This is a genomic window from Arenibaculum pallidiluteum (assembly GCF_017355985.1).
In the GTDB taxonomy this organism is placed as follows: domain Bacteria; phylum Pseudomonadota; class Alphaproteobacteria; order Azospirillales; family Azospirillaceae; genus Arenibaculum; species Arenibaculum pallidiluteum.
In genome coordinates, this window is the sequence record NZ_JAFIQU010000006.1 from 162568 (window position 1) to 183577 (window position 21010).

The window sequence follows — 21010 nt, forward strand, 5'->3', positions numbered from 1 at the left end:
GTGCGCGACACTCGCGGACCGGCGGACACCCGTAGGCGCTTGATGCTTCCCAACGCAGGAGGAGCGCGGCGAACCTAGGGATGCCGGCCCCTCCTGTCAACTCCGCGTCGATTCCGCGGTTCGTCCCGGGGACTCTAGTACATTCGACCAAAAGAACGGCAGACTCGAAATACATTTAACGATTTGTTTCGGAATGCCCGCAGAGAGTCACCCGACCCGAAGCCAGGACGTGCCGATGTCGCAGTCGACCGAACGGTCCGAGACAGCCCGCCGCAAGCCGAGCCAGCAGGAGCTGGCCGCACTCGTCGTGCAGCACCGGGCCTTCCTCGCCAAACGGAACGGCGGGATGCGGGCCAGCTTCAAGTTCCTGGACCTCTCCCATGTGGACTTCTCGGGCCTCGACCTGACCGATGCCGACTTCACGGGCGCCAAGCTCTTCGGCGCACGCCTGAACGGGGCCTCGCTGAGCCGGGCGATCCTCTACGCCGCCGACCTCCGGCTCGCCAACCTGACAGGCAGCGTGCTGACGCGGGCCGACCTGCGGGGGGCCTGCATGCGCGGCGCCATCCTGTCCGAGGCCGAGCTGGTCGAGGCGGACCTGCGCGACGGAACGCTGATGCAGGTCGGCGACAGCGGCATGATGAGCGCGGTCAACCAGGAGATCGTGAAGGTCACGACCGAGCTGACCTGCGCGACGGTGCGCTCCGCCGATCTCAGCCGTGCGCGCGTGTCCGGCGCCTTCATGATGCAGACGGATCTCACGGATGCCGTGCTGCGCGGCGCCAAGTTCGTGCGCGCCAACCTGTCCAACTCGGACCTGACAGGCTGCGACCTGACGGGTTCGGACCTGACCGAGTGCAATCTCGACGGCGCCTGCCTGACCGGCGCCGTGCTGACCGGCGCCGTGCTGTCGAGCACCCGGCTCGCGGGCGCGGTGATGGTCGGCGCCATCCTGGATCCGAGCCAGCGCGCCGCCGCGGCGGCCCAGGGGGCGCAGCTCGCCAGCCGACCCGAGGACGCCGGCATGAGCCTGCCCGAGGTCCTGGCGGCCCATGCCCTGTGGACCGAGACGGGGGGCAAGGAAGGCGCCCGGGCGGACCTCGCAGCCTTCGACCTCGGCGGCGCCGACCTGGTGGGCGCCAAGCTCGCGGCGGCCCTGATGAACAGCGCGACGCTGGCCGGCGCCCGGCTGTCCGGCGCGTCCCTGGCCATGGCCGAGTTGTCGCTCGCCGACCTGCGCAAGGCCGACCTGTCCGGCGCCGATCTGCGGGGAGCGAGCCTGGAGCGCGCGACGCTGAGCGGTGCCGACCTGACCGGGGCCAAGCTCTTCCCCGTGCACATCCAGAGCGGATCCGGCCATACCTGGCGCTCGAACCTCTACCGCGCGCGGCTCGACGGGACGCGGCTCGCCGGGGCGGATCTGCGCGGCGCCAACCTCGTCGAGGCGAACCTCCAGGGCGCGGACCTGACCGGGGCGGACCTGACGGACGCCGACCTGACCAATGCCGACCTGACGGGCGCCGAGCTGCGGCGGGCACGGCTCGACGGCGCCAAGATGCCGTCGTGAGGCGGCCCGCCGCAGCTCGGCGCCTTGATTCCGCCGCGCGCGGGCCGTAACAGAGGGCCGGGCCCCGAGAAGCCGGCCCGGTTTCCGAGGCCAACTCCCCAGCTCACGTGTCCGCCAGCCCCGCCGACGCCTCGACCCGCCGCGCGACCGCCCTGATCCTGATTCTGGGGCCGCTCGCCTATGGCCTGCTGTCGCTGGCGCTCGGCCAGGATGCCAACTGGGACCTGCGGAACTATCACTGGTACGCCGGCTACGCCCTGGTCTCGGGCCGGCTCGGCATCGACATGGTGCCGTCCCAGACGCCGAGCTTCTACAATCCCCTGCTCGATGCGCCGCTCTACCTGCTGGGCAGCACTCTGCCGGCGCCGGTGGCGATGTTCCTGTGGAGCCTGCTGCACGGCCTGAACTTCGTGCTGGTGTTCCTGCTGGCGCGCGAGCTGCTGCGCGTGCGCGACGCGCGGCGCCGGGTCTGGGCCGCCGCCGCCGTGGCCGGGGTGGGGGTTCTCGGCGCCGGCGGCATCTCGCTGCTCGGCACCACCTTCCACGACAATCTGCTGAGCCTCGGCCCGCTGACGGGACTGCTGGTGATCGCCAGGAACCGTCGGACCCTGTTAGAGGACGGACGCCTGGCGCGCGCGGCCGCGATCGCCGCGCTGGCTGGACTGCCCGCCGGAGCGGCGATGGGGCTGAAGCAGCCGGCGGTGATCTGGTGCGTCGGGATCTGCTTCGGCTTCTTCTTCGCCGCGGGAGGGTTCCGGCGCCGCTTCGCGCTGTCGTTCTGCTGCGGCCTCGGGATCCTGGGCGGGATCGCGCTGACCAACGGCTGGTGGATGTGGCACCTGTGGCAGAGCCACGGGAACCCGCTGCACCCGTATTTCAACCACGTCTTCAAGTCCCACGACGCGGCGATCAGCGATTATCGGGACATGCACAACCTGTCCATGTCGCCGACCCTGCTGGACCGGCTGCTGCTGCCGTTCCGCTGGACCCTGAACCCGAACATCGTGGGCGAGATCCCGCTGCCCGGGGACACACCCTGGCGCGACCTACGGATCCCGCTTCTCTACGCCGTGGCGCCCATCGCCGCGGCCGCGGCCCTCGTCTCCGGGCGCTCACGGGCGGCGGAGCGGCACCTGATGGCGGCCCTCGCGTTGGCCTTCGGCACCTGGGCCGCCATGTTCTCGATCTACCGCTATCTCGTGGCCATGGAGTTCCTGGCGCCGCTCGCCCTGTGCACGGCCATGGCCTGGCTGCCGCTGGGCAGGCGGACCCGCGCGGGGCTCGCCGCGGCCGCGCTGGTCGTCGTGCAGGCGACGACCGTGCCGGGGACCTGGGGGCGCGTGCCCTGGTCCCGCGGGCTGGTGGAGGTCGAGGTCCCGCCGATCCCCGCCCCCGCGGACGCCATGGTGCTGATGGCGGGCTACCAGCCCCTGAGCTTCGCGATCCCGGCCTTCCCGCCCGAGATCCCCTTCGTGCGGATTCAGAGCAACTTCATCCACCCGGATTCCTGGGACAACGGCTACATCCACCGCCTGCGCTCCCGCGTGGCGGCCCACCGCGGCGCCTTCTACGCGCTGAGCACCGTGCCGGACACGGACCTTGCAGAGAAGGCGGCCGAGGCCTACGGGCTGCGCCTGGACCCCGGCTCGTGCCGCCTGGTCCGCAGCAACCTCAACGAGGACCTCAACCTCTGTGCGCTGCATCACTGAGGACGCACGCCCCATCGTTACAAAGGCGGAACGGACCCCCAGCCGGACACGCTTCAGATGCCCGCCCCTCCGATCCGCCACGTCGGGATACCCGCGCGGCTTCAGTTCCTGCGCTTCGCCGGCGTCGGCGCAGGGGGGTTCCTGGTGGATGCCGCCGTCCTGTGGCTGGCCATGGCGGCGGGCGCCGGCGCCCTTCCGGCCCGCGCCGCCTCCTATCTCGTGGCGGTGACCTTCACCTGGGCGCTGAACAGGACGGTGACCTTCCGGGACGCCCGGCAGGACCGCCTGCTGGCGCAGTGGGCGCGCTTCCTGGCGGTCAATGCGCTGGGCGGCTGCGTCAACTATGCGATCTTCGCGGCGCTGGTCCTCGCGGGCGGTCCCTTCGCGCGCTGGCCCGTGCTCGCCGTGGCGGCGGGCTCGATCTCCGCCCTCGGCCTGAACTACGCGGTCTCGAAGCGGCTGGTGTTCCGTGCGGCCTGACGGTCAGGCGCCCCCGGCGGCGGGCGATGTGGTCACGGCCGGCTCGGCCACGGCCAGATCTCCGGCATGCTCGCGGCGGCGGATCCGGCCGTCGCTGCGCAGGCAGTAGGAGAACCAGCGGCCCTGCGCGTCGCGATAGCCCAGCGCGCGCATGTAGTAGACGCGCCCGGTCGCCTGCGCCTCGCAGGTCAGCACGACCTCGGCGAGGGAGGTGGGATCGACGCCGTCGCGCCTGAGCCGCGCCGCCAGCCCGGCGCGCGACGGCCGCCCGTCGTAGATCCGGGCGCCGTTCCAGGTTTCCTCCGCCATGCGCATCCCCCTTGGTTCCCCCGGTTCTGGGGAAACACCGCACGCGCCGCGCGGGATCCAGGAAGCGTCGCGGGGAGCCGATCCGGGCGGATGGCTCCGGACGGCTCACGCCCCCGGGGAGACGGCCATGCAGTCGGTGCCGCGCGCGGTCAGGGTCTGGCAGGCGCGCTGGGCCTGGTCGGGCGAGGCGAAGCCCACGAGCCGGGCGCGGTAGAACTGCCCGGCAGGAGTGCTGACCTCCATTACGTGGCGCTGGGCCACGCCAAGGTCCGGCGCCATGCGCTGGGCCGCTTCCAGCGCGCGCTGGCTGTCATGCGCGGTGCGGAAGGCGCCGACCTGGATGCTCCAGCTCGGGGGCAGCTGGCTGCGCCCCTGCGAGGGCAGGCGCAGGCTGCCGCCGGTCAGCACGGCGGCTGGCGCCGCGACCGGGGTCGGGGCGATCGCGGGCGCCTGGGCAACCTGTATGGGGGCGGCCTGGACGGGGGTGGGCGAAGGAGGCGGCAGCGCGACGGCGCGCACCGGCGCTGAGGCCATCTGCACCGGAGCGGCGGTCGCGCCGCGCGGCGCCAGGTACGGCAGGCCGGCCTGGGCGACCTGGACGGGTGCCGCCACCGGCGCGCGGCCCGTACGGGGCTGGTTCTGCGCCACCATGTTCCGGCCGGTGGCGGGCCCGGTGCGCAGGATGTCGTCGAGCCCCGCCACGGCATAGGAATCGACGCGGCGCTGGGGCTCGGCACCCTGGAGGTTGGGGGCGATCATCGCGACGTAGCGCCGCGTCTCGCCGGGAAGCTGGCGGCGGTCGCCGGCGAGGAACTCGCCGAAGCAGCCGGGGCCGCAGTTGTAGGCCGCAAGGAAGCCGGGGCTGCCGAACTGGTCGTACATCTCGCGCAGATAGGCGGTGCCGGCCAGGATGTTGTCGCGGGGGTCGTAGGGGTCGGGGCCGAGGCCGTAGCGCTGGCGCAGCTCCTCGTAGGTGAAGGGCATCACCTGCATCAGGCCCATGGCGCCGGCGTTGCTGGTGATCGGCCGGCCGTTCAGCGTGGTCCGCCCGCCGCTCTCGACCTTCATCACCGCGCGGATCCAGCTTTCCGGCACGTCGTAGCGGGCCGCGGCCTCCTGGATGTAGGGTCGCCAGGGATCCTCGGCCGGTCCCGGCGCGACCACCGTCCGGTGGCCATGGCCGCCCTGGACCGCCCCGGTGCCGGGGCCATGGGTGGAGCCGCAGGCTGCCAGCCCCGCGATCAGCGCCGCGAGCCCCGCCATCCGCAGGACAGGCCGGTGCGCAGCAGCGAAGCAGGCGGAAACGGCAGACCGCATGGGACCCCCTGGACTTCACTGCACGTCGAAAGAATGACCCGCAACCGTTTAATGCGCCTAGCAGAATCCAGTCAAGCGACAAACCCTTTCCATCGCGTTAACACAGGTCGCGCCGCCCGCCCGCGGCCCGTCCCGGGCGCGCACCGCCGCTCGGCGCGCCCCAGGCCATCCCCGGGGCGCGGCATCGGGCATGGCGCCGGGCATGGACTCGGCACCGGGGGTCGCCATATAAGCGGCATCATGTCTCTACCCTTCCTGAAGATGCACGGGCTGGGGAACGACTTCGTCGTCCTCGACGCCCGCCGGTCCGCGCTGGTCCTGAGCCCGGCCCAGGTGCGCGCGGTCGCCGACCGGCGAACCGGCGTAGGCTGCGACCAGCTGATCGTGCTGGAGCCCGGCGCGACGCCCGGCGCCGACGTGTTCATGCGGATCTACAATCCCGATGGCAGCGAGGCCGGCGCCTGCGGCAACGCGACCCGCTGCGTCGCGTCGCTGGTCTCCGAGGAGGAATCCGGCGGGCCCGTCGGCATCCAGACCATCGCCGGCCTGCTGAAGGCCCGCCCGACCGGCGGCGGAGGCTACGAGGTCGACATGGGTCCCGCACGGCTGGATTGGCGCGAGATCCCGCTGGCCGGCCCCGCCGACACGCTGCGCCTGGATGTCGAGGCGGGGCCGCTGAGCGCGCCCTGCGCGGTCAACATGGGCAATCCGCACGCGGTCTTCTTCGTGGAGGACGCAGATGCCGTGGACCTGGCGGCGTGGGGGCCGAGAATCGAGCATCACCCGGCCTTCCCGGACCGCACGAACGTCGAGATCGTCCAGGTCCTTGGCCCTGAGCTGATCCGCATGCGCGTCTGGGAGCGCGGCGCCGGCATCACGCGGGCCTGCGGCTCCGGCGCCTGCGCGGCGCTGGTCGCGGCCGCGCGCCGGGGCTTGACGGGGCGCCGCGCGACGGTGCGCCTGGACGGCGGTGACCTGGAGATCACCTGGCGCGAGGACGGGCACGTGCTGATGGCCGGGCCGACCGCCCTCGCCTTCCGCGGCACGCTGGCAGCGGAGCTCCTGGCGGTATGACCGGCGGCCCCGAGCTGATCACCTTCGGCTGCCGGCTGAACACCTACGAGTCCGAGGTGATGCGGCGCCACGCCACCGAGGCCGGTCTCGCCGACGCGGTGATCGTCAACACCTGCGCGGTGACCGCCGAGGCGGAACGCCAGGCCCGGCAGGCCATTCGCAAGGCGCGGCGCGAGCGGCCGGACGCACGGATCATCGTGACGGGCTGCGCGGCCCAGATCGCCCCCGAGAAGTTCGCGGCCATGCCCGAGGTCGACCGCGTGATCGGCAACGAGGAGAAGCTGCGGGCCGAGACCTGGGGCGCGGCCGCCGAGCAGCGCGTGCTCGTCAACGACATCATGTCGGTGCGCGAGACGGCGGCACACCTGATCGAGGGCATCGAGGGCCGAGCCCGCGCCTTCGTCCAAGTGCAGGGAGGCTGCGACCACCGCTGCACCTTCTGCATCATCCCGTTCGGCCGCGGCCCCTCGCGCTCGGTCCCGATCGGCGAGGTCGTCCGCCAGGTCCGTGCCCTGGTGGAGGCCGGCTACAACGAGGTCGTGCTGACCGGCGTCGATATCACGAGCTACGGCCCGGACCTGCCGGGCCGGCCGACGCTGGGCCAGATGGTCCGCCGCCTGCTGGCGCTGGTGCCCGAGCTGCCGCGCCTGCGCCTGTCCTCGCTGGACCCCGTCGAGATCGACGAGGACCTGTGGCGCCTGATCGCCGAGGAGCCGCGGCTGATGCCGCATCTGCATCTGAGCCTGCAGGCCGGCGACGACATGGTGCTCAAGCGCATGAAGCGGCGGCACCTGCGCGCCGACGCGCTGGCGGTCTGCGCCCGCGCGCGGGACCTGCGCCCGGACATCGCGCTGGGCGCCGACCTGATCGCGGGCTTCCCGACCGAGACCGACGAGATGTTCGAGAACACGCTGCGCTGCGTCGAGGAGGCCGGGCTGACCTGGCTCCACGTCTTCCCCTACAGCCCGCGGCCGGGGACGCCCGCCGCCCGCATGCCGCAGGTGGACGGCAGGCTGCGCAAGGACAGGGCCGCGCGGCTGCGCGCGCTGGGCGCCGCCCAGGCGGCCACCTTCCTGGCTGGCCGGGTCGGAACCAGCGCCACGGTGCTGGCCGAGAAGCCCGAGCTCGGGCGCATCGAGCAGTTCGCCGAGATCGTGCTGGACCGGCCGGCCGAGCCCGGGCGCCTCGTGCGCGCCGATGTGGTCGGCGTCGAGGGCGAGCGCCTGCTCGGCCGCGTGGTGGACGCGCCGGCATGCTGAGGTTCTGGAAGCGCAAGCCGGCCGAGGAGCAGCCCCCCGCGGCCACGGAGCCGACCGTCGCCGAGCCGGCGGCCACGGAGCCGGCGGCCGCGGATCCCGCGGCCGGCACCGAACCCGCCGCCGTCCCTGCGGAGGCCGAGGCAGAGGCCTCCCCCGCGACGGCGCCGGCGGAGGCCACCGCCCCGGAGGCGGAAGCCGAGGTCGAGGCGGTGGCGCTTGCCGTCCCGCCCGCACCGGAACCCGAGCCCGCTCCGGCGCCTGGACCCGCATCCGAGGCGACGCCGGAACCGGCCCAGGCCGAGGAGCCGCGGCGGGGCGGCTGGCTTTCCCGGCTGCGCGAGGGGCTGACCAAGTCCACGTCGCGCCTGACCGAGGGCATCAGCGGCATCTTCACGAAGCGGCGGCTGGACGAAGCGGCGCTGGAGGAGCTCGAGGAGCTGCTGATCACGGCGGATCTCGGGCCCACCGCCGCGGCGCGCATCACCGCCGATCTCGCGCGCACCCGCTTCGGCAAGGAGATCTCGCCCGACGAGGTCCGCCGCTATCTCGCCGAGCGCATCGCCGAGACGCTGGCGCCCGTGGCCAAGCCGCTGGAGCTCGGCGGGACGAAGCCGCACGTGATCCTGGTGGTCGGGGTGAACGGCGCCGGCAAGACCACAACCATCGGCAAGCTCGCGAAGCAGTACCGCGACCGCGGCCTGTCCGTGATGATCGCGGCCGGCGACACCTTCCGCGCGGCGGCGGTCCAGCAGCTCCAGGTCTGGGGCGAGCGCGCGGGCGTCCCGGTGATCGCCAAGGAGACCGGGGCCGATGCGGCCGGCCTGACCTTCGACGCGCTGGAACGCGCGCGGCGCGAGGCGGCGGACGTGCTGCTGGTCGACACGGCCGGCCGCCTGCAGAACAAGACGAACCTGATGGCCGAGCTGCAGAAGATCGTCCGGGTCGTCAAGAAGATCGACGAGACCGCCCCCCACACCACGCTGCTGGTGCTAGACGCCACCACGGGGCAGAACGCCCTGAGCCAGGCCGAGGTCTTCCGGGACATGGTCCAGGTCGGCGGGTTGGTGCTGACGAAGCTGGACGGCTCGGCCCGCGGCGGCGTTCTGGTCGCGCTGGCGGACCGGTTCGGCCTGCCCGTGCATGCGATCGGCGTCGGCGAGGGGATCGAGGACCTGCGGCCCTTCGAGGCCGGGGCTTTCGCCCGGTCGCTGATGGGCATCGAGAGCTGAGGAGGAGCCATGTCGTCCCAGGCGCCGGAGCTGCCCCAGACCGGCGAGCGGTTCGATGATGCGGACGCGGCGCTTGCGCGCATCACGGAGATCTACGAGGCCAATACGGCCTATCTCCGCGAGCGCTTCGCACGCTATGCCGCGGGCGAGGAGATCCACGGACGGGTCCACGCCTGCTATCCCTTCGCCCGCATCCGCACGGAGAGCCACACCCGGATCGACACGCGGAACTCCTTCGGCTTCGTGCCGGGCCCGGGCACCTATGCGACCACGCTGACCCGCCCCGGGATCTTCGCGCGCTACTACGCCGAGCAGATCCGCCTGCTGCTCCGGAACCACGGCGTCCCGATCGAGATCGGGGTCAGCAACCAGCCGATCCCGATCCACTTCGCCTTCCCCGAGGGCATTCACGTCGAGAGCGACCTGCCGCCCGACCGGCTGAACCGCCTGCGCGAGCATTTCGACCTGCCCGACCTCGCGCATATGGACGACAGCATCGTCAACGGCACCTACGAGGCCCGGCTCGACCAGGCGCAGCCGCTGGCGCTGTTCACGGCGCCGCGGGTGGACTACTCGCTGCATCGGCTGCGCCATTATTCCGCGACGTCGCCGGACCACTTCCAGAACTACATCCTGTTCACGAACTACCAGTTCTACATCGACGAGTTCGTCCGCTTCGCCCATGAGGTGATGAGCGCCACAGACGACCCCGAGCTGCGGGCCTACCGCAGCCAGTACGAGGCCTTCGCCGAACCCGGCGGGCGGATCACCTGGAACGCGAACCTGTCGGACCGCGCCGCGGAGGGCAGCGCCCCGGCGCGCATGCCGCAGATGCCGGCCTACCACCTGATGCGCGCCGACGGGTGCGGCATCACCATGGTGAACATCGGCGTCGGCCCGTCCAACGCCAAGACGATCACCGACCACGTCGCCGTGCTGCGGCCGCATGCCTGGGTGATGCTCGGGCACTGCGCGGGGCTCCGGAACACGCAGCACCTCGGCGACTACGTGCTGGCGCACGGTTACGTCCGCGACGACCACGTGCTGGACGCGGACCTGCCGCTCTGGGTGCCCGTGCCGCCGCTCGCCGAGGTGCAGGTGGCGCTCGAGCAGGCGGTCGCCGAGGTGACCGGGCTCTCCGGCTACGAGCTGAAGCGCATCATGCGCACGGGCACGGTGGCGACGATCGACAACCGGAACTGGGAGCTGCGCGATCACCGCGAGCCGCTCCAGCGCTTCAGCCAGAGCCGGGCCATCGCGCTCGACATGGAGAGCGCGACGGTGGCGGCCAACGGCTTCCGGTTCCGCGTGCCCTACGGCACCCTGCTCTGCGTATCCGACAAGCCGCTGCACGGCGAGCTGAAGCTGCCGGGCATGGCCGACACCTTCTATCGCCAGCGCGTTGACCAGCACCTGAAGATCGGCGTTCTCGCCATGGAGCTGATGCGCCAGCCCGGCCTTGAAAGGCTGCACAGCCGCAAGCTCCGCAGCTTCACCGAGGTGGCCTTCCAGTAGGGAGGCCACCCCAGATCGCATCGCGGGCGCCATCGTGCTTTCGCGACGGCGCGGGGGACGCTATTGCTAGGGGCGTGACGCCCTTCACCCGCCTTCTCGTGGAGGGTGGCCCGCTGGCCGCCTTCTTCATCGCAAACGCCCGTGCCGGAATCATGACCGGCACGGGCGTCTTCATGGCCGCGACCGCGCTTTCGCTGCTGATCTCGTGGCGGCTGGAGCGGCGCGTGCCGATCATGCCGCTGGTCGGCTGCTTCTTCGTCCTCGTCTTCGGCGGTTTGACGCTGTGGCTCGAGGACGAGGTCTTCATCAAGCTGAAGCCGACCATCGTGAACCTGCTGTTCGCGACGGCGCTGTTCACCGGGCTGGCCCTGCGCCGCAACCTGATGAAGCCGCTGCTGGGCACGGTGATGAGCCTGGACGAGGAAGGCTGGCGCCGCCTGAGCCTGCGCTGGGCCTGCTTCTTCGTGCTGCTCGCGGTGCTGAACGAGGTGGTCTGGCGCAGCCTGTCCACCGATGCCTGGGTCAACTTCAAGGTCTTCGGGATCATGCCGCTGACCCTGCTGTTCAGTGCCACCCAGGTGCCGCTGATCATGCGCCACCAGCTTCCCGAGAAGGAAGCCGGCGCCGAATAGCGCGCGGCAGGCTCAGCCGAGCTCGACCCGGATCTGGCAGCGCAGCCCGTCCGGGTGGTAGGACAGCCGGGCCTCGCCCCGCGCCTCGTGGCGGAGGCTGCGCTCGATCAGCGTGCTGCCGAAGCCGCGGCGCTCGGGCGGCCTCACCGGGGGACCGCCGGCCTCCGTCCATTCCAGGTGAAGGACCCGCCCGGCCTCGGCGGGCACGATGCGCCAGGACACGTCGATCGTCCCGCCGGCGCGCGACAGGGCGCCGTATTTGGCGGCATTGGTCGCGAGCTCGTGCAGGATCATGCCCAGCGAGAAGGCCAGGGGCGCGGTCAGGCTCACCGCCGGCCCGCTGGTGGCGATGCGTCCACCCGAGGCCTCGGGAACATGGGGCGAGGTCTGCTCCGCGATCAGCTCGGCCAGGTCGGCGCCATCCCAGTTGGTGCGCGTCAGCAGCGAATGGGCCGCGGCGAGCGCCTGCACCCGCCCTTCCACCGCCGCGGCGAAGTCCTTCGGCGAGGTCGCGGTGCGCAGGGTGTGACGGATGATCGCCTGGACGGTGGCCAGCGAGTTCTTGACCCGATGGTTCAGCTCGCCGATCAGCAGGCGCTGGCGCTCCTCGGCCTGCTTGCGCGGGGTGATGTCGTAATTGACGCCCATCAGGTGCTTGGACTGGCTGCGCTGGCTCGCGAGGATGCGGCCCTTGGTGGCCAGCCAGCGCACACGCTCGTCGGGCAGCATCACGCGGAACTCGGCGTCCAGGCTGCCCGTGCCGGCAATCACGGCTTCCAGCCGCTCCTGGAAGGCCGGGCGGTCCTCGGGATGCACGCGCGCCAGGAAGAGGTCCGGGCTCGCGCGGTCCGCCTTCGGGTCGGCGCCGATCAGTGCGAACTCGGTGTCGTTCCAGCGGGTCGCCCCGGACTTCAGCTCCCAGTCGAAGGCGCCCATGTTGCCGGCCTCGAGGACCAGCAGCAGGCGTTCCTCGCTCTCGATCAGCGCCTCCTGGACATGCTTGAGATGCGTGATGTCCACGAAGGTGATCAGCGTCCCGTCGCTCTCCCCGTCCGGCGTGCGGTAGCGCAGCGCACGGCGCAGGAACCACCGCCCGTCGTCGATCTGCGCCTCGTGCTCGACGGCGTCCGAGGCGGCGTCGAGCTCCGCCGGAGCGGGGATCGGCAGCAGGTTCAGGAAACGGTGCGTCAGGTGCGAGAGCGGCCGGCCGACATCGCCGGGGATCAGGTTGTAGAGCTCCGATGCGGCCGGGGTGAAGCTTCGGATCGCCCCGAGATCGTCGAGGAAGATGGTGGCGATGCGCGAGCTGCGCAGGAGGTTCTCCAGGTCGCTGTTGGCCTTGGCCAGTGCGGCATTGGCCGCCTGGACCTCCTCCTTCGAGGTCTCCAGCTCCTCGTTGGCGGACTGGAGCTCCTCGTTCATCGAGAGCAGCTCCTCGTTCGAGGATTTCAGCTCCTCGTTGGCGGCCTCCAGGTCCTGGACGGTTCGCTCGAGATCCTCCCGGGTCCGCAGGAGCTCGCGCTCGAGCTGCTCGATGACCGCGTCCGCATCGCCGCCGGCCATGCGTTCGGACCTGCGCCGGGCGGCCACCGCCGGCCCGCGGTCCTGGAAGACCATCATATAGAGACCGGCGCCATGGCCGAGCTCGGGCATGGGTTGGATCGTCAGGCGGATCTGCCGAAGCCCGTTCTCGCTGCGCACCGAGAGCGAGTCGTGCACCACGGTGCGGCGCGAGCGCAGCGCCTCGGTGAAGGCGGCGCGCAGCCCCACCCGAAGGCCCTGGCGGGCCATGGCGACGATGTTGCTGGAGAAGGCGCCGGCGGGCGGCTGCACGTAGAGACTGGCGCCCGGCGACAGGAAGACCACCTGCCCGTCCTCCGCGACGATCGCATATTCGGGCGCGAACTCGTCCAGGACGATCCGCTGGGCGATCGCCGCCAGGTCGGGCTCCGACGGGGTCGTAGCGGCCTTCCAGGGCGGGAGGCGCGCCGTGCCGAAATCCTTCAGCGTCTCCGAGCCCGGGATCCCCGCCTCCTTGCGTTGCGAGATGCGGTGGCGCAGGTCCACGGGCCGGAAGAGCTCGGCATGGCCGGTCACGGTCTCGGACGAGCCCAGGAACAGAAAGCCCCCGGAGCGCAGCGCATAGTGGAAGACCGGGATCAGCTTCTTCTGGAGATGGGGCCCGAGATAGATCAGCACGTTCCGGCAGGAGATCAGGTCCATGCGCGAGAACGGCGGGTCGCTGACGAGGTTGTGGACCGAGAACAGGCAGAGCTCCCGGATCTCCTTCGCCACCTGGTAGCGGCGGCCGCGCTTCATGAAGAACCGCTCGAGCCGCTCCGGCGAGACCTGGGAGGCGATCCCCTGCGGATACTGACCGCGCCGGGCCACCATCAGCGCGCGCTCGTCGATGTCGGTGGCGAGGATCTGGACCGAGGGCGGGTTCTCCAGCCCGTCGAGCTGCTCGCGCACCAGCATGGCCAGCGTGTAGGCCTCCTCGCCGGTGGCACAGCCGGGTACCCAGATGCGCACCTCGGCGGAATGGCGGCCGGCCAGCAGCGGCGCGATGGCCTTGGCGGCGAGGGCCTCGAAAGATTCGGGATCCCGGAAGAAGGCGGTGACGCCGATCAGCAGCTCGCGGAAGAGCTGCTGGGCCTCCTGCTGGTCCGTCACCAGCCGGTGGATGTAGCCATCGACCTCGCTCTCGTGCAGGACCTGCATGCGGCGCAGGATTCGCCGCGTCAGGGTCGAGGTCTTGTAGTGCTTGAAGTCGTGCCCCGTCCGGTCGCGCAGGGCCTGCGCGATCTCCGGAATGCGATGGGCGATCTCGGAGCGCGTCTCCTCGGGGTCGTTCCCATCCTCGGCCAGCCGCCAGTGCCGGGCGTACGACACCAGCTCCGCCGCGAGCCCGGCAGGATCCAGGACGTGGTCCGCCGCCCCGGTGGCGACCGCGCTCGCCGGCATGGCCTGGTGGGCCGCCGTTCCGGGATCCTGGGCCATTGTCATGCCCGAGGCGTTGGAGATCGCCTCCAGCCCCAGCGTTCCGTCGGTGCCGTTGCCTGAGAGCACGATGCCGACGGCGCGGGAACCGGCCCAACCCGCGAGCGAGCGGAAGAACGCGTCGATGGAGCTGCGGCGGTCGCCGGGATTCCGCGGCGGCCGCAGGCGGAACCGTCCGGCCTCTATGGACAGCAGGAAATCCGGCGGCGCCACGTAGACACGGTCCGGCTCGATCCCGACACCATCGGCGGCTTCCAGCACCGGCAGCCTCGCCATGCGCTCCACCACGCTGACTAGGAGGTCGCCGGCCGTCGGCCCCGCATGCTGCAGCAGGACGAGCGCGATGCCCGTGTCGGGCGGGATGCCGCCCAGGAACTCGCGCAGCGCCTGGATCGAGCCGGCCGAGGCCCCGACCCCGACAACGAGCCGAGGTTGCTGCGGACGCTGCTGGGTCGATGGCGGCTCGGCGCCGGCTGTGTCGGTCATGCGCCAGACGATGCCCCGCGGCGGAGACGCGGGCAAGAGGAACGGTCCATGTCCGCAACCATAGCGGCAAGAATTGTTCCCCGAGCGGGACAAGAACGTGGGCCGGCAGGACGGGTTCCATCATCCCGCGGGAGGCCGTCCGGCGGATACCGCCCGCGGCCTCCTGCCGCCTGCGGCGCTTGCATGAGGGCCAGGATCGACGGCGGAGCTTGCCGGTCCGGCCGTTCGGATCGGGGTGCAGGAGATCCCATACGCCGCCCGTCAGGAAAAAGGGGCGGCCGGCTCCGGACCGCGCCCCCGCCCGCGGCTCGCCTCAGGAAGGGCCGAGCGCGCCCGCTCCGATCGGCATCCGGGCCCGAAAGCGCACGGCCGGGATGCTCACCCAACGGAACTCAGGCGCGCAGCGATGCCCCAGTCGCCTTCGCGACCGCCGCGACGATCTTCTGCCCGACTCCGTCGATCTCCGGCTCGGTCAGTGTCCTCTCGAGGGGCTGGAGCGTGACCGCCACGGCCACGGACTTGCGGCCGCTCTCGACGCCGGGTCCCTGATAGACGTCGAAGACCGAGACGTCGGCCACCAGCGCCTTGTCCGCGCCGCGGGCCGCCCGCACGATGCGGTCGGCCTCGACGCCGGCATCGACCACGAAGGCGAAGTCCCGCCGGATCGGCTGGAAGGGCGACAGCCGCAGCAGCGGCCGGGCCGGCCCCGCCTTGCGCTTGGGCTGAGGCACGCGCTCCAGGAAGACCTCGAAGCCGACCACCGGCCCCGAGACTCCGAGCCCGTCGAGCACCGCCGGATGGATCTCGCCGAAGCGCGCCAGAACCGTGGGGCCCAGCCGCAGGCAGCCCGAGCGGCCGGGATGGTACCAGTCTGGCGCGTCGGTCGAGACCTGCAGGTTGGCCGAGGGTGCGCCCGCGATCTCCAGGACCGCCATCGCATCGGCCTTGGCGTCGTAGACGTCGACCGCGCGCGCCCCGCCATGCCAGTTGCGCGGCACGGCGCCGCCGGCGCGCAGGCCGGCCGCCATCACGTCCTGGCCGTCGGGCGTGGGCTCGCGGAAGGCGGGCCCCACCTCGAAGAGGCCGACGTCGGGAAAGCCCCTGTCGGCGTTGCGCCCGGCCGCCTGGATCAGGTTGCCGAGAATCGAGGGCCGCATCACGTCCAGGTCGCTGGCGATCGGGTTCAGCAGGCGCATTCCTGGATGCACGCCACCGAAGAACGCGGCGTTGCGCCCGTCCATGAAGGACCAGGTCACGGCCTCCAGCAGGCCGCGCGCGGCAAGCGCGCGCCGCGCCAGGGCGCCGCGCCGCTGCTGGGGATCGAGCGCCGGCCGCGCGACCGTCTCCAGGCGCTCCATCGGCGTGGCCGGGATCGCATCGAACCCCTTGACGCGCATGACCTCCTCGACCAGGTCCGCCTCGCCGTGGACATCGGCGCGCCAACTCGGCACGCCGGCCAGGAGGCCGCCGTCCGGCCCATCGGATACCTGGAAGCCCAGGGCCTCCAGGATGCGACGCTGCTCGGGAACCGGCACGTCGACGCCGCCCAGCGTGCGCACGCGGTCCGGCCGGAGCGCGATGCGGCGCTCCCCGCCGGGCACGGCGCCCGCGATGACGGGCTCGCTGGCCTCGCCGCCGCAGAGGTCGAGGATCATGCGGGTCGCGATCTCCATCCCCGCAACGACGAAGGCGGGATCGAGGCCGCGTTCGAACCGGTAGCGGGCGTCGCTGTCGATGCCGTGGCGCCGGCCGGTCTGGGCGGTGCGGACGGGGTCGAACAGCGCGACCTCGAGGAACACGGTGGTGGTGCCCTCGCCGCAGCCGGACTCCTCGCCGCCCACGACGCCGGCGAGGCTCTGGACGCGGGCCGCGTCGGCGATCACCGTCTCGCCGCCCTGCAGCGTGTAGGCCTTGCCGTTGAGGGCCGCCACCGTCTCGCCAGGACGGGCGAGGCGCACGGTCAGGTCGCCCGCGAGCTTGTCGACGTCGAAGACGTGCAGCGGCCGGCACAGGTCGTGGGTGACGAAGTTGGTGATGTCGACCAGCGCCGAGATCGGCCGCAGCCCGATCGCCAGCAGCCTGTCCTGCAGCCAGCGCGGGCTCGGCCCGTTGCGGACGCCGCGGATCGTCCTGCCGACGAAGACGGGGCACGCGTCCCGCGCCTCCTCGGGGAAGTCCAGCGCGACCTTCACGGCGCTCGGGAAGCGGCCCGGCACCGGATCGGCGGCGAGCGGCTTCAGCGTGCCGAGCCCCGCGGCCGCCAGGTCCCGCGCGATGCCGCGCACCCCGGCGCAATCCGCGCGGTCGGGCGTCAGCGCCACGTCGATCAGCGGATCGTCGAGCCCAGCGAGCGTCGCGAAGGAAGCGCCCACGGGCGGGTCGCCGGGCAGGTCGATGATGCCCTCGTGCTCGTCCGACAGCCCGAGCTCACGCTCGGAGCACAGCATGCCCGCGGATTCGACGCCGCGGATCACGCCCTTTTCGAGCACCGTGCCGGTCGCGGGGATCACCGAGCCCGGCGGCGCGAAGACGCCCTTCATGCCGGCGCGGGCATTGGGCGCGCCGCAGACGACCTGCACCGTGGAGGTGCCGATGTCGACCATACAGACCCGCAGCTTGTCGGCGTTGGGGTGCTTCTCGGCCGAGACGACGTGGCCCACCACGAAGGGCGCCAGGGCCCGGGCGCGGTCCACGACCTCCTCGACCTCCAGGCCGAGCGCGGTCAGCGCCTCTGCGATGCGCTCGGCCGGAGCGTCGGTGTCGAGATGGCTCTTGAGCCAGGACAGGGTGAACTTCATCGCTCCGCTTCCTTACCGGGTCAGGCCGGCGGCGACCGAGGGGACGTCCAGCGGCACGAAGCCGTAGTGCTTGAGCCAGCGCAGGTCGGCCTCGAAGAAGGTGCGCAGGTCGGGGATGCCGTATTTCAGCATGGCGATCCGCTCGATCCCCATGCCGAAGGCGAAGCCCTGGTAGCGCGTGCTGTCGATGCCGCAGGCCTCGAGCACGTTGGGGTGCACCATGCCGCAGCCCAGGATCTCCAGCCAGTCGCCGTAATTGCCGAGCTTCAGCTCGCCACCCTTGCGCGAGCAGCCGATATCCACCTCGGCAGAGGGCTCGGTGAAGGGGAAGAAGCTCGGCCGGAAGCGCAGGGGCAGGTCGTCGATGCCGAAGAAGGCGCGGCAGAAGTCGATCAGGCAGCCCTTCAGGTGCCCCATATGGGTCGTCTCGTCGATCACGAGCCCCTCGACCTGATGGAACATCGGCGTGTGCGTCATGTCGTAGTCGGAGCGGTAGGTGCGCCCCGGGGCGATGATGCGGATCGGCGGCTTCCGGTTCAGCATGGTGCGCACCTGCACGGGCGAGGTGTGCGTGCGCAGCAGCATGCGCCGGCCGTCGGCGGAATCCGGCAGGTAGAAGGTGTCGTGCATCTCCCGCGCGGGATGGCCCGGCGGGAAGTTCAGGGCGGTGAAGTTGTGGAAGTCGTCCTCGACGTCAGGCCCTTCCGCGACCGAGAAGCCCATCTCGGCGAAAATCGCGACGAGCTCGTCCATGGTCTGCGAGATCGGGTGCAGCCGGCCCTCGGCCTCCGGCCGGACCGGCAGCGTGACGTCGACGCGCTCGGCCTGAAGGCGAGCGTCGAGGGCGGCCCGGCCGAGCTCGGCCTTGCGCCGCTCGATCGCCTCGGCCACGGCGTCCTTGACTGCGTTCAGCGCGGCGCCGCGCTCGCGGCGCTCCTCGGGCGACAGGGCGCCCAGGTCCTTCATGAAGCCGGTGATGCGCCCCTTCTTGCCGAGGGCGGCCAGCCGGGCTTCCTCAAGCCCGGCGAGATCGCCGGCCGCGCCGACCTGCGCCAGCAGTTCGTCCTTGAGCCCGTCCAGTTCGGTCATTGGGGTCCTCATGCGCAACAAAAAGGGGGCCAGCCCGCCGGGCCGGCCCCCTTGATCTGATCCGCCGCGATCCGTCCTTGGAGGACGGTCAGGCGGCCTGGGCGAGAGCGGCCTGGGCCCGGTCGACCAGGATCTTGAAGCTGTCGGGCTCGCGCGCGGCGATGTCGGCCAGGACCTTGCGGTCCAGCTCGATGCCGGCGCGCTTGATGCCGTTCATGAACCGGGAATAGGTCAGGCCGTGCAGCCGGACCGCCGCGTTGATGCGCTGGATCCACAGGGCGCGGAAGTCGCGCTTGCGGTTGCGCCGGTCGCGGTAGGCGTAGCGAAGCGCCTTCTCGACCTTCTCGATGGCGATCCGGAAGCAGCTGTTGCCGCGGCCGCGATAGCCCTTGGCCAGCTTGATGATCTTGCGGTGACGGGCGTGGGTCGTCACGCCGCGCTTGACGCGTGCCATGCTCTATTCCTCCGGCTCAGGCGTTGACGAGGAAGTTCTTGAGGATGATGCGCGCATCGGCCTCGTGCAGCACCATGGTGCCGCGCGCCTGGCGCTTCATCTTCGGGGACTTCTGCTCGAGGCAGTGACGCTTGAAGGCGGGCTGCGCCTTCACCTTGCCGGAGGCGGTCACCTTGAAACGCTTCTTGGCGCCGCTGTGGGTCTTCATCTTGGGCATTTTCCGTCCTTTCGCGAGACGTTGATCGGGGCGGTTGGGCATGCCCTGGGTCCGTGACCCGGCCTCGCCGCCCGTTGGAGGGAGGGTTTATAGCGTCAGCCCCCGCCGGACGCAAGGATGCGGAATCCGCGCCGGCGGCCGCGGCGGGGGTACCGGGGAGGCCCTGCGAGGCGCCCCCGGGAGGCCGGGCTCAGCGGCCGATCGGGACCGTGAAGGAGAAGGTCACCGCGCCGGCATCGTCCCTTTCGGAGGCGGCCCGGCCGTCGGTGTAGTGGTAGATCGAGGCGCCCAGCCGCCAGTCGTTCTGGAACTGGTAGCTCAGGGTCGCGCCGCTGCGATACTCGTAGCCGGAATTGGGCTCGATCTGCGTATCGCCGCGCCCGAGGGCGATGCTCGGCGTGAAGGTGAAGCTCTCGCCGACGGGCATCTGCACGCCGAGCTCGACCGCCCGGCCACCCTGCAGGGCGGCCGCGCCGGTCAGGGGCGGCGGCTCGTCCGCCGGGCGCAGGGGCATATCGGCACCCGGCCCGCGCAGCGCCGGCAGGATGTCGAGCTGCAGCGTCGGCACCGGGTCCGCCTGCTTCGGCCGGAAATCGAGATAGCCGGCCCCGCCGGTCACGTAGACCGGCTTGCCCTCGGCATGCGCAAGGCCGGGCGAGGCGAGGCCCGCCGCCACCAACGCAGCAATCACGAGGAACCGTGCCACCGTCCGCTCCACCTTCTCGAACCGGGGCTTCCGCGCCCCTACCGACCATTCATGTCATACTAACGCACAAGGTGGCCTTTTTGGATTCGAATGAAAGGCGCAAGGCGTTCTAATTTCTGGGGTATGGCGCCGATGCCGCACTGCGGCAGAGGCCTATGCATAGCGGCCACGGCCGCGGCTGTCCCGGAACCGCTCGGTGGCGGCAACCAGCGCGGCGCGGATGCCGGGCTCCATGGCGGAATGGCCGGCGTCCGGCACCACCACGTAGTCGGCCTCGGGCCAGCGCCGGCGGAGCTCGTCGGCGCTCACGATCGGGCAGACGACGTCGTAGCGCCCCTGCACGATCACGGCGGGTATGTGGCGGATCCGGTCGATCCCGGCGAGCAGGCTGTCCTCTGGCTGGAAGAGATTGTTGCGGAAATAGTGCGCCTCGATCCGGGCCAGCCCCAGGGCGTGGTTGTCCTCGCCGGATGCCGAGACGATCTCGGGGCTCGGCAGCAGGGTCGAGCAGGCGCCCTCGTAGATGCTCCACGAGCGTGCCGCCGCCATGCGCACCGCCGGATCCGGCGAGTTGAGCCGCCGCCAGTAGGCCTCCAGCAGGTCCGAGCGCTCCTCGGGCTCGACGAATTCCGCAAAGCGCCGCCAAGCCTCCGGGAAGATCACCCGCATGGAGTTCAGGAACCAGTCGATCTCCGAGCGCCGCATCAGGAAGATGCCGCGCAGGATCATGCCGAGCACCCTCTCGGGATGGGCCTGGGCGTAGGCGAGCGCCAGGGTCGAGCCCCAGGAGCCACCGAAGACGTGCCAGCGCTCGATGCCGAGCATCCCGCGGAGCTGTTCCAGGTCGCGCACCAGCAGCTCGGTGGTGTTCGCGCGGATCTCGCCGAGGGGCAGGGAGCGGCCGGCGCCGCGCTGGTCCAGGACGACGATCCGGTAATGGGCGGGGTCGAAGAAGCGCCTGTGCGTCGGCGACGCGCCCGCCCCGGGGCCGCCGTGCAGGAACAGGACCGGGACGCCCCTGGGGTTCCCGCTCTGCTCCCAGTAGAGTGTATGGAGGTCGTCGACCTTCATCATGCCGGTCTGGAACGGATCGATCGGCGGGAACAACTCGCTGCGCGGCATGAAGAGGGCCTTCTCGGCGGACGGGCCGGCGCAGTTTAGGGGCGGGG

At 71.5% G+C, this 21010-nt stretch carries 17 protein-coding genes; 8 read left to right on the forward strand and 9 right to left on the reverse strand.

The window, feature by feature from the left end; translation table 11 throughout:
- Positions 1–235 precede the first annotated feature (235 nt).
- The 3 genes from JUB13_RS14600 to JUB13_RS14610 all read left to right on the forward strand — a co-directional run bounded on the left by JUB13_RS14600 (position 236) and on the right by JUB13_RS14610 (position 3756).
- Positions 236–1567 (forward strand): pentapeptide repeat-containing protein, encoded by a 1332-nt coding sequence (locus JUB13_RS14600; protein ID WP_207480127.1) that lies wholly within the window; start codon positions 236–238, stop codon positions 1565–1567.
- A 107-nt stretch (positions 1568–1674) separates the two neighbouring features.
- Complete coding sequence (locus JUB13_RS14605; protein WP_207480129.1) at positions 1675–3276, forward strand: hypothetical protein; 1602 nt, start codon at positions 1675–1677, stop codon at positions 3274–3276.
- A 57-nt stretch (positions 3277–3333) separates the two neighbouring features.
- A complete protein-coding gene (locus tag JUB13_RS14610) occupies positions 3334–3756 on the forward strand; it encodes a GtrA family protein (protein ID WP_207480130.1) in 423 nt (140 codons plus the stop codon).
- A 3-nt stretch (positions 3757–3759) separates the two neighbouring features.
- Here JUB13_RS14610 and JUB13_RS14615 read toward each other — a convergent pair whose 3' ends face one another.
- Positions 3760–4065, reverse strand: coding sequence for a hypothetical protein (locus JUB13_RS14615; RefSeq protein WP_207480132.1), 306 nt, complete (start codon positions 4063–4065; stop codon positions 3760–3762).
- Between the two features lie 105 nt (positions 4066–4170).
- Positions 4171–5382, reverse strand: a complete 1212-nt coding sequence (locus JUB13_RS14620; RefSeq protein WP_207480134.1) for a transglycosylase SLT domain-containing protein — start codon at positions 5380–5382, stop codon at positions 4171–4173.
- Between the two features lie 240 nt (positions 5383–5622).
- Between JUB13_RS14620 and dapF the strand changes: the two genes are divergently transcribed.
- The 5 genes from dapF (at position 5623) to JUB13_RS14645 (ending at position 11091) form a co-directional block, all read left to right on the forward strand.
- On the forward strand, positions 5623–6456 hold the full coding sequence (gene dapF, locus JUB13_RS14625) for a diaminopimelate epimerase (protein WP_207480136.1): 834 nt from the start codon (positions 5623–5625) through the stop codon (positions 6454–6456).
- Positions 6453–7715, forward strand: a complete 1263-nt coding sequence (gene mtaB / locus JUB13_RS14630; RefSeq protein WP_207480138.1) for a tRNA (N(6)-L-threonylcarbamoyladenosine(37)-C(2))-methylthiotransferase MtaB — start codon at positions 6453–6455, stop codon at positions 7713–7715. Before dapF ends, mtaB begins: the two co-directional genes overlap by 4 nt.
- Positions 7709–8944 (forward strand): signal recognition particle-docking protein FtsY, encoded by a 1236-nt coding sequence (ftsY, locus tag JUB13_RS14635; protein ID WP_207480140.1) that lies wholly within the window; start codon positions 7709–7711, stop codon positions 8942–8944. Before mtaB ends, ftsY begins: the two co-directional genes overlap by 7 nt.
- A gap of 9 nt (positions 8945–8953) precedes the next feature.
- Positions 8954–10459: an AMP nucleosidase gene (locus JUB13_RS14640; RefSeq protein ID WP_207480142.1), complete on the forward strand. Its 1506-nt coding sequence runs from the start codon at positions 8954–8956 to the stop codon at positions 10457–10459.
- Between the two features lie 74 nt (positions 10460–10533).
- Complete coding sequence (locus tag JUB13_RS14645; protein WP_207480144.1) at positions 10534–11091, forward strand: septation protein A; 558 nt, start codon at positions 10534–10536, stop codon at positions 11089–11091.
- Between the two features lie 12 nt (positions 11092–11103).
- On the opposite strand, the gene JUB13_RS14650 is transcribed toward JUB13_RS14645, so the two are convergent.
- The 7 genes from JUB13_RS14650 to pip form a co-directional block, all read right to left on the reverse strand.
- Positions 11104–14577: a CheR family methyltransferase gene (locus tag JUB13_RS14650; RefSeq protein ID WP_207480146.1), complete on the reverse strand. Its 3474-nt coding sequence runs from the start codon at positions 14575–14577 to the stop codon at positions 11104–11106.
- A gap of 392 nt (positions 14578–14969) precedes the next feature.
- Positions 14970–17375 carry a phenylalanine--tRNA ligase subunit beta gene (pheT, locus tag JUB13_RS14655; RefSeq protein WP_207480148.1) on the reverse strand — a complete coding sequence of 802 codons (2406 nt, stop codon included), beginning with the start codon at positions 17373–17375 and terminating at the stop codon, positions 14970–14972.
- Positions 17376–17387: 12 nt separating this feature from the next.
- Positions 17388–18464: a phenylalanine--tRNA ligase subunit alpha gene (gene pheS / locus JUB13_RS14660; RefSeq protein WP_207480150.1), complete on the reverse strand. Its 1077-nt coding sequence runs from the start codon at positions 18462–18464 to the stop codon at positions 17388–17390.
- 88 nt (positions 18465–18552) lie between these two features.
- Entirely contained in the window at positions 18553–18918 is a 366-nt protein-coding gene (gene rplT / locus JUB13_RS14665) for a 50S ribosomal protein L20 (RefSeq protein ID WP_207480152.1), read from the reverse strand.
- A gap of 16 nt (positions 18919–18934) precedes the next feature.
- A complete protein-coding gene (gene rpmI, locus JUB13_RS14670) occupies positions 18935–19135 on the reverse strand; it encodes a 50S ribosomal protein L35 (RefSeq protein WP_207480154.1) in 201 nt (66 codons plus the stop codon).
- Between the two features lie 190 nt (positions 19136–19325).
- Positions 19326–19841 carry a hypothetical protein gene (locus JUB13_RS14675; RefSeq protein WP_207480156.1) on the reverse strand — a complete coding sequence of 172 codons (516 nt, stop codon included), beginning with the start codon at positions 19839–19841 and terminating at the stop codon, positions 19326–19328.
- Between the two features lie 153 nt (positions 19842–19994).
- Positions 19995–20963, reverse strand: coding sequence for a prolyl aminopeptidase (gene pip / locus JUB13_RS14680; protein ID WP_207480158.1), 969 nt, complete (start codon positions 20961–20963; stop codon positions 19995–19997).
- Between the last annotated feature and the right edge of the window lie 47 nt (positions 20964–21010).